The following is a 15,267-nucleotide window of genomic DNA, read 5'->3' as shown; positions in this document are numbered from 1 at the left end:
AACAGCCTGACGAGGGGGGCCACGATGTCCGACGACACCAGCAACCGACCAAGCCGCACCGTCGAGCGCCCGCACGACGTGACGGACCCGCTGCTCTGGCAGTTGGCGATCGACGTGCTGAGCGCCCACGAGCCGGACGACGAGGGACGGTGCCGCAACCTTCAGTGCGTCGGGCAGTCCTGGCCGTGCACGGCCCGTACCGGCGCCGAGCACTCGCTGCGACTGGCCCGCAACACACCCACCGCGGTCGAGCTGACCATCGACGGAACCGACAGCGACGACGTCGACACGGACGGACGCCGCGATGCCGCGGTACCGGCCCCCCGGTGGGGTTGGAACGCTGGCCCGGTGGCCTCGCATCGGGGATCGAAGGCCGCCTCCGCGGCGTGACGGCGGGCCGCGTCGACACGCGGACGCTCGGCCGAGTGGATCGGCCGAGCGTCCGCGTATTTGACGGTGGTGGGTCCGCCCTGGTTACAGGGTGCGCGCGAGCCGGTCGGCGAGCGTGCGGGTGAAGCGGGCCGGGTCGGTCAGCTCACCGCCCTCGGCGAGCACCGCCAAGCCGTAGAGCAGCTCGGCGGTCTCGGTCAGGGCGGCGGGGTCGCTGCCCTGCTCGTGGGCCTTGCGCAGCCCGGACACCAGCGGGTGACCTGGGTTGATCTCCAGGATCCGCTTGGTCGGGGGGAGTTCGTGCCCCATCGCGCGGTACATCTTCTCCAGGGTCGGGGTGAGGTCGTGGGCGTCGCCGACGACGCAGGCCGGTGAGGTGGTCAGCCGCGACGACAGGCGGACCTCCCGGACACTGTCGGTGAGGGTGGTGCCCAGCCATTCGAGCAGCGCCGCGAACTCCTGTCGCTGCTGCTCGCGCTCGGCCTCGGCCTGCTTCTTCTCCTCGTCGGTGTCCAGGTCGATCTCACCCTTGGCGATCGAGCGCAGCGGCCGACCGTCGTAGCTGCCGACCCGCTCGACCCACACCTCGTCGACCTGGTCGGTGAGGAGCAGCACCTCGTGCCCCTTGGCCCGGAAGGCCTCCAGGTGCGGAGAATTCTCGATGGCGGCCCGGGACTCGCCGGTGGCGTACCAGATGTCGCTCTGGCCGTCCTTCATCCGCGACACGTAGCCGGCCAGGTCGGTGGGCTCGGCCGGGTCGTTGGTGGAGGCCACCGACAGGAGGTCCAGCAGGGTGTCCCGGTTGTCGGTGTCGTCGATCAGCCCTTCCTTGACCACCGCGCCGAACTCGGTCCAGAAGGTGCGGTAGCGCTCGGCGTGGTTGGCCTTGAGGTCCTTGACAGTGGCGAGGATCTTCTTGACCAGGCGGCGGCGGACGATCTGGATCTGCCGGTCCTGCTGGAGGATCTCCCGGGAGATGTTCAGCGACAGGTCGTGCGCGTCGACCACGCCCTTGACGAAGCGCAGGTAGGTCGGGACCAGCGCCTCGCAGTCGTCCATGATGAAGACGCGCTTGACGTAGAGCTGGACGCCACGGCGGCCCTGCGGGGAGAACAGGTCCAGTGGGGCGTGGCTGGGCAGGAACAGCAGCGCCTCGTACTCGAAGGTGCCCTCGCCCTTCATGTGCACGACCTCGAGTGGGTCGGCCCAGTCGTGGCTGACGTGCTTGTAGAACTCGTTGTACTCGGCGGCGTCGACCTCGTCGCGGGGTCGCGCCCAGAGCGCCTTCATCGAGTTGAGGGTCTGCACCTCGTGGGTGGCGGCCTCGCCGTCGGCGCCGGGGCGCTCGACGCTCATCCGGATCGGCCAGGCGATGAAGTCGGAGTAGCGCTTGACGATCTCGCGGACGGTCCACTCGGCGGTGTAGTCGTGCAGGTTGTCCTCGGTGTCGGCCGGCTTGAGGTGCAGCGTCACCGTGGTGCCCTGCGGCGCCTCGTCGACCGCCTCGATCGAGTACGTGCCCTCGCCGGTGGACTCCCAGCGGGTGCCGCCGGTCTCGCCGGCCTTGCGGGTCAGCAGGGTGACCCGGTCGGCGACCATGAACGCGGCGTAGAAGCCGACACCGAACTGGCCGATGAGGTCCTGCGAGGCGTGGGCGTCGGCGGATTCGCGCAGTTGGCGGAGGAGTTCGGCGGTGCCCGACTTGGCGATGGTGCCGATCAGCTGGACGACCTCGTCGCGGGTCATCCCGATGCCGTTGTCCCGGACGGTGAGGGTGCGGGCGTCGCGGTCGATCTCCAGGGCGACGTGCAGGTCGTCGGTGTCGGCGACGAGGTCCTTGTCGACGAGGGTGGCCAGCCGGAGCTTGTCCAGTGCGTCGGACGCGTTCGAGATGAGTTCCCGCAGGAAGACGTCCTTGTTCGAGTAGATCGAATGGACCACCAACTGGAGGAGCTGACGCGCCTCGGCCTGGAACTCCAACGTTTCGGCCTGGTTGCTCACACCGTCTCCCATCTCAACTCGTACGGAGGTTCGCGGAAAGGATACGAGTCGTCACCGGTCCGGTTGTGGCCGAGTCCGGGTCGTATTCCCGATCCGGTCTCCCATCCTGGTGAGATAGCTGACTTTGCTTTACAGAAGCCAGCTCGGATACCGTGACCGCCATGAAGATCTCCGGAAGCACCGCCCTCGTCACCGGCGCCAACCGTGGCTTCGGCCGCCACCTGGCCGCCGAACTCCTCGCCCGAGGTGCCACCGTCTACGCCGGCGCCCGCAACCCCGACAGCGTCGACCTGCCCGGCGTGACGCCGGTACGCCTGGACATCACCGACCCCGCCTCGGTCGCCGCCGCCGCGAAGCTGGCCGGCGACGTGAACCTGCTGATCAACAACGCCGGCATCGACACCCGCACCGACCTTCTCGACGGCGACCTGGAACTCGTCCGACGCGAGCTGGAGACCCACTACATCGGCACGCTGTCGATGGCCCGGGCGTTCGCGCCGATCATCGCCGGCAACGGCGGCGGGACGATGCTCAACGTGCTCTCCGTGCTGTCCTGGGTGAACTTCCCGAAGCACGCCGCCTACGGGGCCGCGAAGTCGGCCGAGTGGGCGATGACCAACGCGCTGCGCCTCCAGCTCGCCGAGCGGGGCGTCCGGGTCGCCGCCCTGCACGTCGGTTACATGGACACCGACATGGCGGCCACGGTCACCGACCCGAAGTCCGACCCGGCGGCGATCGCCACGATCACGGTCGACGGTGTCGAGGCCGACGCGTACGAGATCGTCGCCGACGACATCAGTCGGCGGGTGCAGGCCGGGCTGTCCGGCGGTGTCGCCGCGCTCTACCCACAGCTTCCCTGACCACGACGCCACGAACCGCCGCCAGGCAACCCCGGCGGCGGCTCGCCGCCTGTCGGTACGCGGTCAGCTCGCCTGCAACGTCACGTCGTCGATCACGAAGCTGGTCTGCAACGACGAGTCCTCGGTGCCGGTGAACCGCAGCGTCACCGTCTGCCCGGCGAACCCGGCCACGTTGAAGCTGCGCTGCACGTAGCCCGACGCGGCGTTCAGATTCGAGTACGTCGCCAGCGTGGTCGAACCCAGCTGCACGGTGAGCCGGTCGTACACCCGGGAGCTGGTGGTCTCGGCGGTGTCGATGTGCAGCCAGAACGACAGCGTGTAGGTGGTGCAGCCGGCCGGCAGGGTCACCGACTGGTACAGGTTCTCGGTGCGGGTGCTGCCGTACCCGTTGAGCCACGCCTTGTACGACCCGGTCCGGGCCGGCTGCCCACTGGCGTTGGTGATCACGCCGGAGGACGCCGTCCACGGGGTGCTGCCGCTCTCGAAGCCACCGTTGCCGACCACCTGACCGCCGACGCAGGTCGGACCCCCGCCGCTCACGGCGAGCTGCCACAGCGCGTACGCGACGCCGTCGGCCGCCCGGTTCAGCACGGTGGCGCTGACGTTGGCGGTGGTGTCGCAGGACCGGTGGTAACACGGGTCGTACGCCGAGTTGGCGGTGCCGCCCCACTTGGCCGCCTGGGAGCTGGTCTTGCGGGCGCTGGCACCGGCGGCGTAGCCCGAGGTGGGGATGCCCGCCTGCTGGAAGTAGTAGTCGTCGGAGCGGCCCTGGCCCTCGACGTTCTCCTCCGGTTGCAGGCCCAACGAGTCCCAGTACGCCTTCAGCGGCGCGGCCGTGCTGGAGGTGACCCGGTTGATGAAGTAGCCGCCGTTGACCGAGCCGACCATGTCGAAGTTGTAGTAACCCTTGATGTAGCCGCGCTGGGTGGCGTTGAGCGAGTTGACGTAGAACCGGGAGCCGTTGAGCCCCTGCTCCTCGTCGGTCCACCAGGCGAACCGCACCCGCTTGGTCATGGTCGGGTTCTGCGCGGCCAGGACCAGCGCGTTCTCCAGCAGGGTCGACGATCCGGTGGCGTTGTCGTTGATGCCCGGTCCGGCCGAGACGCCGTCCAGGTGCGCGCCGAACATGACCACCTGGTCGGCCGGGCCGCCGGGCCACTCGGCGATGAGGTTGTTCGAGGGGTACGTGCAGCTGGAGCAGTACTGCTCGCTGACGGTGTAGCCGGCCGCCTGGAGCCTGCTCTTGACGTAGCTGAGTGAGGCGGTGAAGCCGGCCGAGCCGGCCCGTCGGTGGCCACCGTTGCTGGTGGCGATGGCGTTGAACTGGGTCAGGTGCGCCTGGACGTTGGTGACGGAGATGTCCGGTGCGGCCAACGCGGCGGCGGCCGCGGCGATCGACCGGGTTACCGTCGTCGCGGTCGGAGGTGACGCGACCGCCGGCTGGGCGGCCAACGTCACCGTCATCCCGGCGAACACGGCGAGCGCGGCTCCCGCGCTCAGCGTTCTGCCTCTCATGGGGGCTCCTCGGGGTTGGAGAGATACCCGAGACAATTACAGATATCTATTTCTTGAGCATCGGTCGTTCGTCCTGAACGGCCGCCGGTTCGACGGTGGGTACCGGCGTCGGCACAGGTAAGTAGAGGTGCCAGGATGGGTAGGTAACGCGGCAGGGGTCATCAGGCCCGGAACGGGGGCTGGCGATGGGGTCGGATCGAGCGTGACACGACCCAGCACCGACCTGTTCCTCGACGGCGGCGACGCCGGGCGGTTGATGGCCGAGCTCAACTGGGCCGACAGCCCGCTCGGCCCGGTCAGCGAATGGCCGGAGAGCCTGCGCGCCGCCGTCCGGTTGGTGCTCTCCTCCCGGTACCCCATGCTGCTGCTCTGGGGCGCGAACTACTCCCAGCTCTACAACGACGCGTACTCCGCCCTGATCGGCGACAAGCACCCCGCCGCGCTCGGCGGCGACGTGCGGGTGACCCTGGCCGAGGGCTGGGACGTGCTCGCCCCGCTGGTCGAGAAGGCCATGGCGACCGGGGTGGCCAGCTGGGTCCCCGCGCTGCAACTGCTGCTGGAGCGGGCCGGCTACCGCGAGGAGGCGTACTTCAGCGTCTCGCACGCCCCGGCCCGCGACGACGACGGCCGCACCGTCGGCGTGCTCACCGTGTGCAGCGAGGTCACCCAGCAGGTGGTCGGCGAACGCCGGCTCCGCCTCCTGCGCGACCTGTCCGTGCTCGGCGACGGACGCACCGTCGACGTGGACGCCACCGGCGCTCGACTGATCGACGTGATCGACGGCCATCCGCTGGACGTGCCGTTCGCCGCCGTCTACCTGCGCGACGGCACGACGCTGCGACGGGTCGCCTGCACCGGCGGCGACCAGGGGCACGCCGACGCCCTGCCGGACACCGTCGAGCTGACCGACCCGGGCCCGGCCGCGTCCGCCTGGGGGCTGGCGGCGGCCGCCGAGGGCCGGGCGACCCAGGTGAGCGACGTCGCCGACCGGCTGCCGCTTCCCGCCGGCCCGTGGAACGAGCCGGTCCGCACCGCGCTGGCGCTGCCGCTGCCCTCCGGCGACGAGACCCAACCACTCGGCGTCCTGCTCGTCGGGGTCAGCCCCAGCCGAGGGCTCGACGAGGCGTACCGCAGCTTCCACCAGCTCCTCGCCCAGCAGATCTCCGTGGCGCTGCGCAACGCCCAGGAGTACGAGGAGGAGCGGCGTCGGGTCGAGGCGATGGCGGAACTCGACCGGGTCAAGACCGACTTCTTCGCCAACGTCAGCCACGAGTTCCGTACCCCGCTGACCCTCATCCTCGGCCCGCTGACCGACGCCCTCACCGACGCCACCGCCCCGCTCGCGGCGGTGCAGCGGGAGCGGGTGGAGACCAGCTGGCGTAACGCCACCCGACTACTCACGCTGGTCAACAGCCTGCTCACCTTCTCCAGCCTGGAGGCCGGCCGCGCGCGCAGCGACGCCCGGGTGGTCGACCTGGCCGCGCTGACCGCCGAGCTCGCCGGGGTGTTCCGGGCCGCCGTCGAGCGGGCCGGACTGACGCTTGAAGTGAGCTGCCCACCGCTGCCCCGGCCGGTTGCGGTCGACCCGGTCAACTGGGAACGCATCGTCACGAACCTGCTCTCCAACGCCCTGAAGTACACGTTCATCGGCCGCATCCGGGTCACCCTCGACGCCGACGACGAAGAGGTACGCCTCACCGTCGCGGACACCGGCATCGGCATCGCGGAACGGGACCTGCCGAAACTCTTCGAACGCTTCCACCGGGTGCGGGGCGCCCGCTCGCGCAGTCACGAGGGCACGGGCATCGGCCTGGCCCTGGTGCACGAGCTGGCGCGGCTGGAGGGCGGCGACGTTCACGCAACCAGCCAGGTGGGCGTCGGCAGCAGGTTCACCGTGACGCTGCCCTGGTCGGCCGCGCGCCGCGCGGCGGCCACCGGACCGGCGGTGGACGGGCGGGGCGACGCGGCCCGCGCCGCCGTCGAGGAGGCGTTGGGCTGGCTCACCGAACCAGGCGAGGCACTGACCGAGCCCGACCCCGCGTTCGGGCCGGCCACGGACGAGCTGGCCGGGGCACGGATCCTGCTCGCCGACGACAACGCCGACATGCGGGCGTACCTCACCCGGCTGCTCGCCGGGCAGGGCTGGCGGGTGCGGGCCGTCACCGACGGGCGGCAGGCCCTCGACGAGATACACCGCGACCTGCCGGACCTGGTCCTGACCGACGTGATGATGCCGGTGCTGGACGGCTTCGAGCTGGTACGCCGGCTCCGCGCGGACCCGGCCACCAGGGCGCTGCCGGTGCTGGTGCTCTCCGCCCGCGCCGGCGGGGAGGCCAGCGTGGAGGGCCTGAGCCTGGGCGCCGACGACTACCTGGTGAAGCCGTTCGCCGCGACCGAACTGATCGCCCGGATCCGGGCCAGCATCCGTCGCGCCCGCGAGCGCACCCCTGCGGTGGCGGACGGCGGCGACCCGGCGACGGTCGCCGCTGCGGGGCCGTCGGCGCCACCCACCCCGCTCGGCCCCGTCGGGTCGGCCCCGGCGGTCGAACCCGTGCGCGACACGACAGTGGTCGCGGCGCCGGCCGACCCCGACGGGCTGGGCGACCTCCTGGATGTCGGGTGGACGTACCCGTCCGCACCCACCTCGGCCTCCGCGATGCGCCGCGACGTCCGGGGCGCACTGGGCGAGCTGAACGTCGATCCGGACGTGCTGGAAGACCTTCTGCTCGCCGCCTCCGAGGCCGTGAACAACGCCGTCGAACACGCGCAACGGCCCAGCCGTCCGGAGGTCCGGGTGCGCGTCCAGGTGGGTGGCGACCTGATCCGGATCTCGGTACGGGACTTCGGCACCTGGCGCGACCGCCGGCCGGCGATGGACCGGGGACGCGGCGCGCTGCTGATGAACGCCTACGGCGACGTGCGGCTGGTCTCCACCGCCGAGGGGACGACGGTGACCATCGAGCGCCGGCTGGGCTGAGCGCCGGCGGCGCGTCAGAGTCGGCGGCCGCTGCCGTCGTGGGCGACGATGCCGTCCAACGGCCGCCCCGGGGTGAGCTGCGCCGGGTCGAACCAGAAGATCACCACGTGCTTGTCGAGGTTCCATGGCGCCAGCCGGGCGTTGACCTGCCGGCCGTCGACGGTGCCGACGATCCGCTGGGCCGGGCCGACGAAGTAGCCGAAGGTGGGCACCGGCGTGCCGCCCGAGCGCTCGTCGTAGCCGATCTGGTGGAACCCGGCACGGCGGTCGCTGCCGTCGACGTCGTTGACCAGGATGTCCGTGGTCAACGAGCCGTCCGGAGCTTGGCGACCGGCGGCCAGACCAATGGTCACCTTGGGTTCGCCGGGCACCGACACCGGGACGAGGTAGTAGACCCGCCGCTCCGCCCCGTGCCGCACCCCGCTGTCCACGATCCGGCCCAGCGGCTTCGGCGGCGGCTCGTCGCTGGCCCTCGTCGGCGCTGCCGTGGGGCCCCGCGACCTCTCCCCCGTCGGCGACACGCCGGCCGACGGCGCGGCGACGGCGCCCGGTGATGGGCGCTCGGTCGGCGTCGAACCGCCCGGCCCGGACGCGCCGACCACCACCACGACGACCACGGAGGCCAGGCCGGTGGCGAGGGTCGCCGCCGCGCCGCCGGCGACGCGCCGGCGGGTCCGCAACCGACGTCCCTCGCGCAGCACGGTGGCCAGGTCGAGGACGACGTCGGGACGCTCGGTCGCCCGCATGGCCTGGCGGAGCCGTTCCAACTCGCTCATCGGCGCGCCTCCTCATCGGCCGGGCGCGGCGCGGCGCGGCGCAACTTCTCCAGAGCCCGCGAGCTGGTGCTCTTGACCGTGCCGACGGATACCGAGAGTTCCCTGGCCACCTGCGCCTCCGGCAGGTCGAAGTAGTAGCGCAGGACGACGATGGCGCGCTCCCGAGGGCTGAGCGCACCGAGGATGGTGATCAACCAGCGCCGGGTGGCCACGTCGTCAGCCATGTCGCCACGCCGCTGCTCCGGCACCTCGTCGGTCGGGTACTCCCGCATCGGCCGTCGCCACCCGTCGACCAGATGGTTGACCAGCGTGCGGCGGGCGTACCCGTAGGCGTCGTCGTCGTGGATCCGCGACCACGACGCGTAGGTGCGGACCAGGGCGGTCTGCGCGGCGTCCTCAGCCTGGTGGTGGTCGCCGGTCATCAGGAACGCGGCGTGCACCAGTCGCGCGGACGCCGCCCGCGCGAACTCGACGAAATCCGCGTCCCCCCGCGCCACCGCGAACCCTCCCCGTGCCACAGAGCTAGAGACGGGCGAGGCCGGGAAAAGGTTGAGCCCTGGGTCACATCAACTTTTCGCCACGATCACCCGTCTTCTCCTCCGCGCCGCCGCCAAGCGACGCCCGAGGGGAGAGACATGCCGCTGAAGGTTACCCACCGCTGGGGTCCGGCCTCGATGGCGTCGCTGCTGGTGGTGGCGTTGCTCACCGGGTGCGGCCTGCCGGCCGCCGAACCGGTCGCCGCCGCACCGGTCGCCGCCGCGCCGCCGCCCAGCGGACCGGCGTCACCCACCAGCCGGCCGACCGACGCCGCCGAGGTCCTTCCCACCTCCGCGCCCGTCACCCCGGTCAGCTACCCCGCCACCGGCGGTAACCGCTGGTCGCTGGCGCCGGGCGAGTCAACGCCCGCACGCGCGACGAGCGGTCGGTTGTTGCGCTACCGGGTCGCCGTGGAGCGCGACATTCGGGGCTTGCCGGCGGCTGACATCGCCACGGCGATCACCACGACCCTGAACGACCCACGCGGGTGGACGGCGGGCGGGGCGTGGCGACTGCGTCGGGTCGGTGCCGGCGAACGGACCGACTTCACCATCTACCTGGCGACTCCCGGCACCCGCGACACCCTCTGCCAGGACGTACCGGACGCCTACACCTCCTGCCGCAACGGTGCCCGCGTGGTGCTCAACGTGGCGCGCTGGGTCAAGGGGGTGCCGGGTTACGGCGCGAGCCTGGAGACCTACCGGGAGTACATGGTCAACCACGAGGTGGGGCACAAGCTCGGGTACGGCCACGAGCGGTGCCCCGGGCGGGGCCGGCCGGCGCCGGTGATGCAGCAGCAGACGCTGGGCCTGCACGGCTGCACCGCGAACGCCTGGCCGTACCCGTTGGGCAAGACCCGCTACAGCGGGCCCGTCGGGGCGTACGACGACGAGATCCCCCGGCGTGAGGGCGCCCACCCGGCGCGCTGAGACCGACGGCGGGGCGATTCAGGTACGCCGGCGGCGCTCCTGTTCGAGTCGCTCGTCCAGCCGGCCCATCTCGTAGATGACGTTGAGGCTGGTCGGCAACTGGCTGACGTTGTCCGGCACCGGGCCGAGGTCCGGGTCCGGCGCCGGCGCCGGCGCGGAGTCCAGCACCGGACCGGGGCGCGGCGCGGAATCCGGCCCGGGACCGGGGCGCGGTGCGAGTGCGGCGGCGGGGGCCCGGCGGCGCAGGAGCAGCACTGCCAGCAACGCGAGAAGCCCCACGACCAACAGGTACGACGCGGGTGGCCAGGCGCCGCCGGTGGGGTTGGCGAGCGCCGGCAGGACGCTCGGCTCGGGGGTCTCGCCGTCGCGCCGAGGCACGGCGGCCTCACGGGCGCCGGCGTCCTCGCCGGTGGTGCGGCGAACGGGGTCGGCGGGTGCCGGGACAGCACCGGCCGAGCCGGCGGGCACCGGGATCGCGATGGACGTCACCGGGCTGGGCTGGTCGGCTGCCGGCGGCTGACTCGAGGTGGGCACGCCGGTCGGGGCGACGCTCGGCGTCGTCGGCGTGGCGTTCGGCGTCGGATCGGCACTGGGCGCGTCGCCACCGAGCAGGTCGTCGACGATCTGGCCGACGCCACCGATGATGTCGCCGAGCAGGTTGGGGGTGGTCGACGGGGATGGCGCCGGCGCGAGGGCGAGGGTCAACGCGAGGACGACGACGGTAGGCATGAAGTTACCTCCGGTATGCCGATATGCCACGCACCGTATCGCATCGTGGGATCGCGTGGTGACACCGGCACACCGGGGCGGGAGCGCGTCCGTCGCGCGCCCTCGCCCACGGTGCTCCAGCTGGTCAGACGGGCAAACCACCGACCTGAGTGGAGATCCACGATCGGATCGACGGCAGGTCGACGTAGATGGACGGGCCGGTGGCGCAGGTGGAGTTGTTGTTGCCGGCCCGACTCGTCGCGCCGATCAGGTTCCACACTCCGTTGACCCGGCGCACCTGCGGCCCGCCCGAGTCGCCGTAGCAGGCACCGGAGTTGCCGTTGGTGTTGTTGGTGCAGATCTCGTACGGGCCGTTGATGCCGGAGCAGCGGCTGTCGGCCACGATGGACGTGTCCAGTTCGTTGGCCACGGTCGGCGCCGACCCACAGCCCCGGGGGGCGCAGGTCTGGCCCCAGCCGATGATCCGGGTGGCGGTGCCGACCGCGCCGGAGGTGCTCGGGATCGGAGCCGGCGCGTACGTGACCGAGCTGGCCAGTTGCAGCAGCTTGACGTCGACGCTCGGGTGGTTGACCGCACGGGTCACCCGCACCACGCTGCCGCCGCTGGAGCGGTTGATGCTGCCCACCCGCACCGAGGACGGCGTCGAACAGTGCTTGGCGGTGACCGCCCAGTTGCCCTTGATCAGCGTGCCGGTGCAGCCGGACACGTACACCATGAAGGGGTAGTTTTCCGTGGCCGGCCGGCCGCCGACCACCGTCGGGCCGATGTCCGAGGTGCCGCTCCAGGTGTACGTCGTGCTGACCGGCGCCGCGAGGGTGCCGGCGAACAGCGAGTTCACCCGGTTCGCCTCGGTCGCGCTGGGGTTCGCGTTGCGGCACGAGACGGGGGCGCTGCTGCCGGACATGAGGTCGGAGCAGAGCCCGGTGCGCCGGTCCGGCAGACCGAGGATATGCCCGAGTTCGTGGGCGGCGATGCGGTTGCGGTCGTAGCCCTGGTTGACGGCCTGGCGGCCCATCCAGATCCGGCCCGAGCCGAGTCCGGTCGGCTGCGCGCGGGGCCAGCCGTCGTCGACGTAGATGGTGATGCTCGCCGGGGTGCCGGGCTGGAGTCGGACGGTGCTGACCCGGCTGTTCCAGATCTGCGCCGCCTGGTCGACATTGGTGCGGAACTCGCCGGTCCGGCTCGCGTCGTAGTAGACGGTCCGTACGGCGGCGGCCGGCGCGCCGGTGGCGAGTTGCGTTCCGGCCGCCGCCAGGATCGCCGCCAGCATGGCCAGCGCCGCCCGTCTCAGTTGTCGTCGAAGCATCACGCACTCCCCTGCGGTCGTCCGGCGACCATCGGCCACCGGTCATCGAAGTACGTGAATGCTAAAGCGACGACTGTCGATGTCCGGCATAGCGGAAGAGTCATACCGCCAGGTCAACGGCTGTTACCCAGCGGTTACGCCGCAGCGAAGCGCCTGTGCCGGGGCAGGACGACGGTGATGGCGGAGGGTCACCGGCAGCGCCGCCGTGACACCCACCCCGACACCGAACGGAGAAACCACAATGAGGATCAGGAGCGCACTGACCGCGTTGGCGGTCGTCCTCGCCGGGCTGGTCGCCAGCGCCGGCAGCAGCACCGCGGCGGGCGGCACGAGCGCGGCGGCGTACTGCGGGATCACCTGGGGCAGCACCGAGAAGTCGGCCGGCGCGTTGAGCGACGCCCCACTGGTCGACGTCCGCACCGGCCGGCACGACTGCTACGACCGGGTGGTGTTCGAGTTCGCCGGCCCGGTCGACGGCTACGCGATCGGCTACGGCGAGACGTGGACCGAGGGCGAGGGGCTGGCGCTGTCGCCGTACACCGCCGGGGGCGCGCTGCTGCGGGTCTCGCTGCGGGCCCCGGCGTACGACGACGAGCACCTGGGCACCGTGCCCTACGCGGTCGGCGAGCACGTGACCAACCTGCTGCGCTACCCGACGCTGCGCGACGTCGTCTTCGGCGGCAGCTTCGAGGGTTACAGCACCTTCGCCGTCGGCGTACGGGCGCGGTTGCCGTTCCGCGTGCTCGTGCTCGCCGGCCCCGGCACCCACAGCCGGGTGGTGCTCGACGTCGCCCACCAGTGGTGATCGGAGCCGCGGATCAGCTTGGCCATCCGCCGGGTGAGGCGGGTGGCCGAGCGAGGTGCGGCCGACGGCACGCTGGCTCCGAGGGCTACCGCACCCGTCGCTGTCGGCGCCCGAACCCGGATCAGGACGGTTAGAAGAACATCACCCAGACGAGGGGAATGGCAGCCACCGGCACCACACACAGGGCACCGATGCGCGCCCAGGGCGGCAGGCTGCCTCGCAGGGCCAGGACAATGGCCGCCGCGCCGTAGGCGACCGCCAGCAACGCGGCCGGGAGCAACTGCAGCGGATTGGGCCCGCATTCCGACGGGTCATCCACGAATGGCGGTCGGCAAGGCTCGGACGGAACCAGCGCCAAGAGAATTGCCAGGCCCGACAGGCACATGATCGGCAGTAGCGGAACCGCCAACAGCCCGAGCGTGACGGCCACCCCGACGGTGGTGCGGCGCTGCGGTGTCGTCGCGCGCGCACGCCTGTCGTCGCCCCCGCTTCCCCGGTCGGCCACTGTCGCCCCCCGCGATGCCGTGGTGATCCGATTGCCCCACCGGAGCACCAGCATCCAAACCCGACACTCGCATCGTAGTGACCGTCAGCCACACCGGAAGGTGAGCGCCGACAGCAGGGGTCGTCACATAACGGATGGTGCGGGCGGACGACCCGTCAACCGGCTCGGTAGCTGAGGTAGCGACCCTCGGGCCAGCTGTGGAAGTTGTTGAGCTCGGATCCCGGACCACTGCAGTCGGGGGTCCGGTAGCCGGGGACGTTGCGGAAGCCACCGCTCCAGGGGAGCACCCAGGTCGCCCCGGTCGGGATCGGACGGCAGACGCCGTCGGGCGTGGCCTGCCTGCCGACCACTTCTGTGGGGTAGCTGGAGTAGAAGACCAGGCCCTGGTCGGGGCTCTGGACCGGCTCGCCAGCGGCTGCGGCCGACGGCGGCAGCGTCACGGTCAACGTGGTGATCAGTGCGGCGGCGAGACCTGCGGCGGTCCGATGAACAGCTCTGCGCATTGCTTGTCCTCCCAGGACGACATCAATCGAACACGATCGATGCTCAACCAGAAAGATTTTGCTGTCAAGTAAAAGAAATCCCCCAACAGCTGCCATCCACACCAAGCCTGGACCCCTCCGCGCCTGGTCGATCATGGAGTTGTGGTGGGGAACAAAGTGGCCGCAGACCACCCAGATCAGGCACCACAACTCCATGATCGACCGCGCAGGGCCGCGACCGCGCAGGGGGCCGCGACCGCGCAGGGCCGCGACGGCGCTGGGCGTTAGGCCTCGTCGGTCAGGTGCCAGACCTCCTTCATCGGGGCCCACCAGTCTCCCGAGCCGGGCTCGGCGATCGACTCCTGACACGGGTCGGTCAGCTTCCACCACTCCTGCGTCTGCGGGTCCGCGGCGATCAGCCGCAGATCGGCCTCGTAGTCCTCGCCGACGTACTCGTAGTAACCGAAGAGCAGATCGTCGTGCAGAAAGATCGTGTAGTTACGGAAGTTCGCCTCGCGCAGCGTCTTCTCGACGCTCGGCCAGACGGCGGCGTGTAGGCGCAGATAGGTTTCCCGCTGCTCGGGGCGGAGTCGGATCACGCAGCCATGACGTTGCACGTCGTGCCCTTTCGTGTGAGCTGGTTCAGGGGTGCCGAAGGCACCTGACCGTAGCGGGTGGACAGTGCCGGCAGGGGGGCCAGCCGGCCGCCGATGTCGACCGTTTCGCCGGGCCTACGCACGGTGGCGGCGGGTCTACCCTCGGGTGATGGAGGGCCGCGTGTTGGTGGTCGAGGACGACTTCTCGATCCGGGAGGTCACCGCCCTCGGCCTGCGCCGCGCCGGCTTCCGGGTGCACACCGCCGTCGACGGGCGGCAGGCCCTCGCCGCGTTCCGCGCGCACCCGGTCGACCTCATCGTGCTCGACATCATGCTGCCGGTCCTGGACGGTCTGGAGGTCTGCCGGGAGATCCGGCGCAGCAGTCAGGTGCCGATCCTGATGCTGACCGCGCGTACCGACACGATCGACGTGGTGGTCGGGCTGGAATGCGGCGCGGACGACTACCTGCGCAAGCCCTTCGACCTGCCCGAGCTGGTGGCCCGGGTCCGCTCGGTGTTACGCCGGGTGAGCGTGCCGCCCCCGTCCACCGTCATCGAGGTCGGCCCCCTGGAGATCGACCCGGGCGGCTTCGTGGTCCGCCGCCACGGCCGGGAGGTGACGCTGACCGCCACCGAGTTCCGCCTGCTGCTGGAGCTGGCCCGCCGACCCGGGCAGGTCTTCACCCGGGATCTGCTGCTGGACCTGGTGTGGAACCACGACTTCCTCGGCGACTCCCGACTGGTCGACGTGGCGGTGCAGCGGCTCCGCGCCAAGATCGAGGACGACCCGACGCAGCCGCGGCTGATCCGGACCGTACGCGGTGCCGGCTACAAGTTGTCGACGGGCTGAACGGGGGCG

The 15,267-nt window shown here is 71.3% G+C and carries 15 protein-coding genes and 1 pseudogene; 6 read left to right on the top strand and 10 right to left on the bottom strand.

Features of this window, described 5'->3' with window-relative positions:
* Positions 1-24 precede the first annotated feature (24 nt).
* Positions 25-390: a hypothetical protein gene (locus tag EV382_RS06565; protein WP_130400700.1), complete on the top strand. Its 366-nt coding sequence runs from the start codon at positions 25-27 to the stop codon at positions 388-390.
* A gap of 84 nt (positions 391-474) precedes the next feature.
* Here the strand turns inward: EV382_RS06565 and htpG are convergent, their stop codons facing one another.
* On the bottom strand, positions 475-2,403 hold the full coding sequence (gene htpG / locus EV382_RS06560; RefSeq protein WP_130400699.1) for a molecular chaperone HtpG: 1,929 nt from the start codon (positions 2,401-2,403) through the stop codon (positions 475-477).
* 149 nt (positions 2,404-2,552) lie between these two features.
* Between htpG and EV382_RS06555 the strand changes: the two genes are divergently transcribed.
* Positions 2,553-3,251: an SDR family oxidoreductase gene (locus EV382_RS06555; RefSeq protein WP_130400698.1), complete on the top strand. Its 699-nt coding sequence runs from the start codon at positions 2,553-2,555 to the stop codon at positions 3,249-3,251.
* 63 nt (positions 3,252-3,314) lie between these two features.
* On the opposite strand, the gene EV382_RS06550 is transcribed toward EV382_RS06555, so the two are convergent.
* Positions 3,315-4,766 carry a M28 family metallopeptidase gene (locus EV382_RS06550; RefSeq protein ID WP_130400697.1) on the bottom strand — a complete coding sequence of 484 codons (1,452 nt, stop codon included), beginning with the start codon at positions 4,764-4,766 and terminating at the stop codon, positions 3,315-3,317.
* Between the two features lie 202 nt (positions 4,767-4,968).
* Here EV382_RS06550 and EV382_RS06545 point away from each other — a divergent pair, with 202 nt between their 5' ends.
* A complete protein-coding gene (locus EV382_RS06545) occupies positions 4,969-7,743 on the top strand; it encodes an ATP-binding protein (RefSeq protein ID WP_130400696.1) in 2,775 nt (924 codons plus the stop codon).
* Positions 7,744-7,757: 14 nt separating this feature from the next.
* Here the strand turns inward: EV382_RS06545 and EV382_RS06540 are convergent, their stop codons facing one another.
* Positions 7,758-8,519: a hypothetical protein gene (locus tag EV382_RS06540; RefSeq protein WP_130400695.1), complete on the bottom strand. Its 762-nt coding sequence runs from the start codon at positions 8,517-8,519 to the stop codon at positions 7,758-7,760.
* The gene (locus EV382_RS06535) at positions 8,516-9,016 is read right to left on the bottom strand and encodes a SigE family RNA polymerase sigma factor (RefSeq protein ID WP_130400694.1); all 501 of its coding nucleotides are present in this window, start codon (positions 9,014-9,016) and stop codon (positions 8,516-8,518) included. The genes EV382_RS06540 and EV382_RS06535 overlap by 4 nt, the downstream gene beginning before the upstream one ends.
* A 138-nt stretch (positions 9,017-9,154) precedes the next feature.
* Here EV382_RS06535 and EV382_RS06530 point away from each other — a divergent pair, with 138 nt between their 5' ends.
* Positions 9,155-9,985, top strand: coding sequence for a DUF3152 domain-containing protein (locus EV382_RS06530; RefSeq protein WP_244236573.1), 831 nt, complete (start codon positions 9,155-9,157; stop codon positions 9,983-9,985).
* Positions 9,986-10,003: 18 nt separating this feature from the next.
* On the opposite strand, the gene EV382_RS06525 is transcribed toward EV382_RS06530, so the two are convergent.
* The 3 genes and pseudogenes from EV382_RS06525 to EV382_RS33940 all read right to left on the bottom strand — a co-directional run.
* Complete coding sequence (locus EV382_RS06525) at positions 10,004-10,714, bottom strand: hypothetical protein (RefSeq protein ID WP_130400693.1); 711 nt, start codon at positions 10,712-10,714, stop codon at positions 10,004-10,006.
* Positions 10,715-10,838: 124 nt separating this feature from the next.
* The gene (locus tag EV382_RS33945) at positions 10,839-11,543 is read right to left on the bottom strand and encodes a S1 family peptidase (RefSeq protein ID WP_425271974.1); all 705 of its coding nucleotides are present in this window, start codon (positions 11,541-11,543) and stop codon (positions 10,839-10,841) included.
* 3 nt (positions 11,544-11,546) lie between these two features.
* Positions 11,547-11,984, bottom strand: a pseudogene (locus EV382_RS33940) (snapalysin family zinc-dependent metalloprotease); the annotation flags it as partial.
* Positions 11,985-12,261: 277 nt separating this feature from the next.
* Here EV382_RS33940 and EV382_RS06515 point away from each other — a divergent pair.
* On the top strand, positions 12,262-12,825 hold the full coding sequence (locus tag EV382_RS06515) for an AMIN-like domain-containing (lipo)protein (RefSeq protein WP_130400691.1): 564 nt from the start codon (positions 12,262-12,264) through the stop codon (positions 12,823-12,825).
* Between the two features lie 130 nt (positions 12,826-12,955).
* Here the strand turns inward: EV382_RS06515 and EV382_RS06510 are convergent, their stop codons facing one another.
* The 3 genes from EV382_RS06510 to EV382_RS06500 form a co-directional block, all read right to left on the bottom strand.
* Positions 12,956-13,330, bottom strand: coding sequence for a hypothetical protein (locus EV382_RS06510; RefSeq protein ID WP_130400690.1), 375 nt, complete (start codon positions 13,328-13,330; stop codon positions 12,956-12,958).
* Between the two features lie 155 nt (positions 13,331-13,485).
* Positions 13,486-13,833: a hypothetical protein gene (locus EV382_RS06505; RefSeq protein WP_130400689.1), complete on the bottom strand. Its 348-nt coding sequence runs from the start codon at positions 13,831-13,833 to the stop codon at positions 13,486-13,488.
* A gap of 263 nt (positions 13,834-14,096) precedes the next feature.
* A complete protein-coding gene (locus EV382_RS06500) occupies positions 14,097-14,411 on the bottom strand; it encodes an L-rhamnose mutarotase (protein ID WP_244236572.1) in 315 nt (104 codons plus the stop codon).
* 166 nt (positions 14,412-14,577) lie between these two features.
* Between EV382_RS06500 and EV382_RS06495 the strand changes: the two genes are divergently transcribed.
* Complete coding sequence (locus EV382_RS06495) at positions 14,578-15,258, top strand: response regulator transcription factor (RefSeq protein ID WP_130400687.1); 681 nt, start codon at positions 14,578-14,580, stop codon at positions 15,256-15,258.
* Positions 15,259-15,267 lie beyond the last annotated feature (9 nt).

The organism is Micromonospora violae, assembly GCF_004217135.1.
Taxonomy (GTDB): Bacteria; Actinomycetota; Actinomycetes; order Mycobacteriales; family Micromonosporaceae; genus Micromonospora; species Micromonospora violae.
The sequence above is the reverse complement of the archived record's forward strand: the minus strand, read 5'-3'. Positions and strand labels throughout refer to the sequence as shown.

Bases quoted from the DNA above. Each gene is read 5' to 3' on its own strand.
- EV382_RS06495 (WP_130400687.1), top strand. From the start codon at position 14,578: ATGGAGGGCCGCGTGTTGGTGGTCGAGGACGACTTCTCGATCCGGGAG.
- EV382_RS06530 (WP_244236573.1), top strand. From the start codon at position 9,155: ATGCCGCTGAAGGTTACCCACCGCTGGGGTCCGGCCTCGATGGCGTCG.
- EV382_RS06550 (WP_130400697.1), bottom strand. From the start codon at position 4,766: ATGAGAGGCAGAACGCTGAGCGCGGGAGCCGCGCTCGCCGTGTTCGCC.
- EV382_RS06515 (WP_130400691.1), top strand. From the start codon at position 12,262: ATGAGGATCAGGAGCGCACTGACCGCGTTGGCGGTCGTCCTCGCCGGG.
- EV382_RS06565 (WP_130400700.1), top strand. From the start codon at position 25: ATGTCCGACGACACCAGCAACCGACCAAGCCGCACCGTCGAGCGCCCG.
- EV382_RS06540 (WP_130400695.1), bottom strand. From the start codon at position 8,519: ATGAGCGAGTTGGAACGGCTCCGCCAGGCCATGCGGGCGACCGAGCGT.
- EV382_RS06505 (WP_130400689.1), bottom strand. From the start codon at position 13,833: ATGCGCAGAGCTGTTCATCGGACCGCCGCAGGTCTCGCCGCCGCACTG.
- EV382_RS06525 (WP_130400693.1), bottom strand. From the start codon at position 10,714: ATGCCTACCGTCGTCGTCCTCGCGTTGACCCTCGCCCTCGCGCCGGCG.
- htpG (WP_130400699.1), bottom strand. From the start codon at position 2,403: ATGGGAGACGGTGTGAGCAACCAGGCCGAAACGTTGGAGTTCCAGGCC.
- EV382_RS06555 (WP_130400698.1), top strand. From the start codon at position 2,553: ATGAAGATCTCCGGAAGCACCGCCCTCGTCACCGGCGCCAACCGTGGC.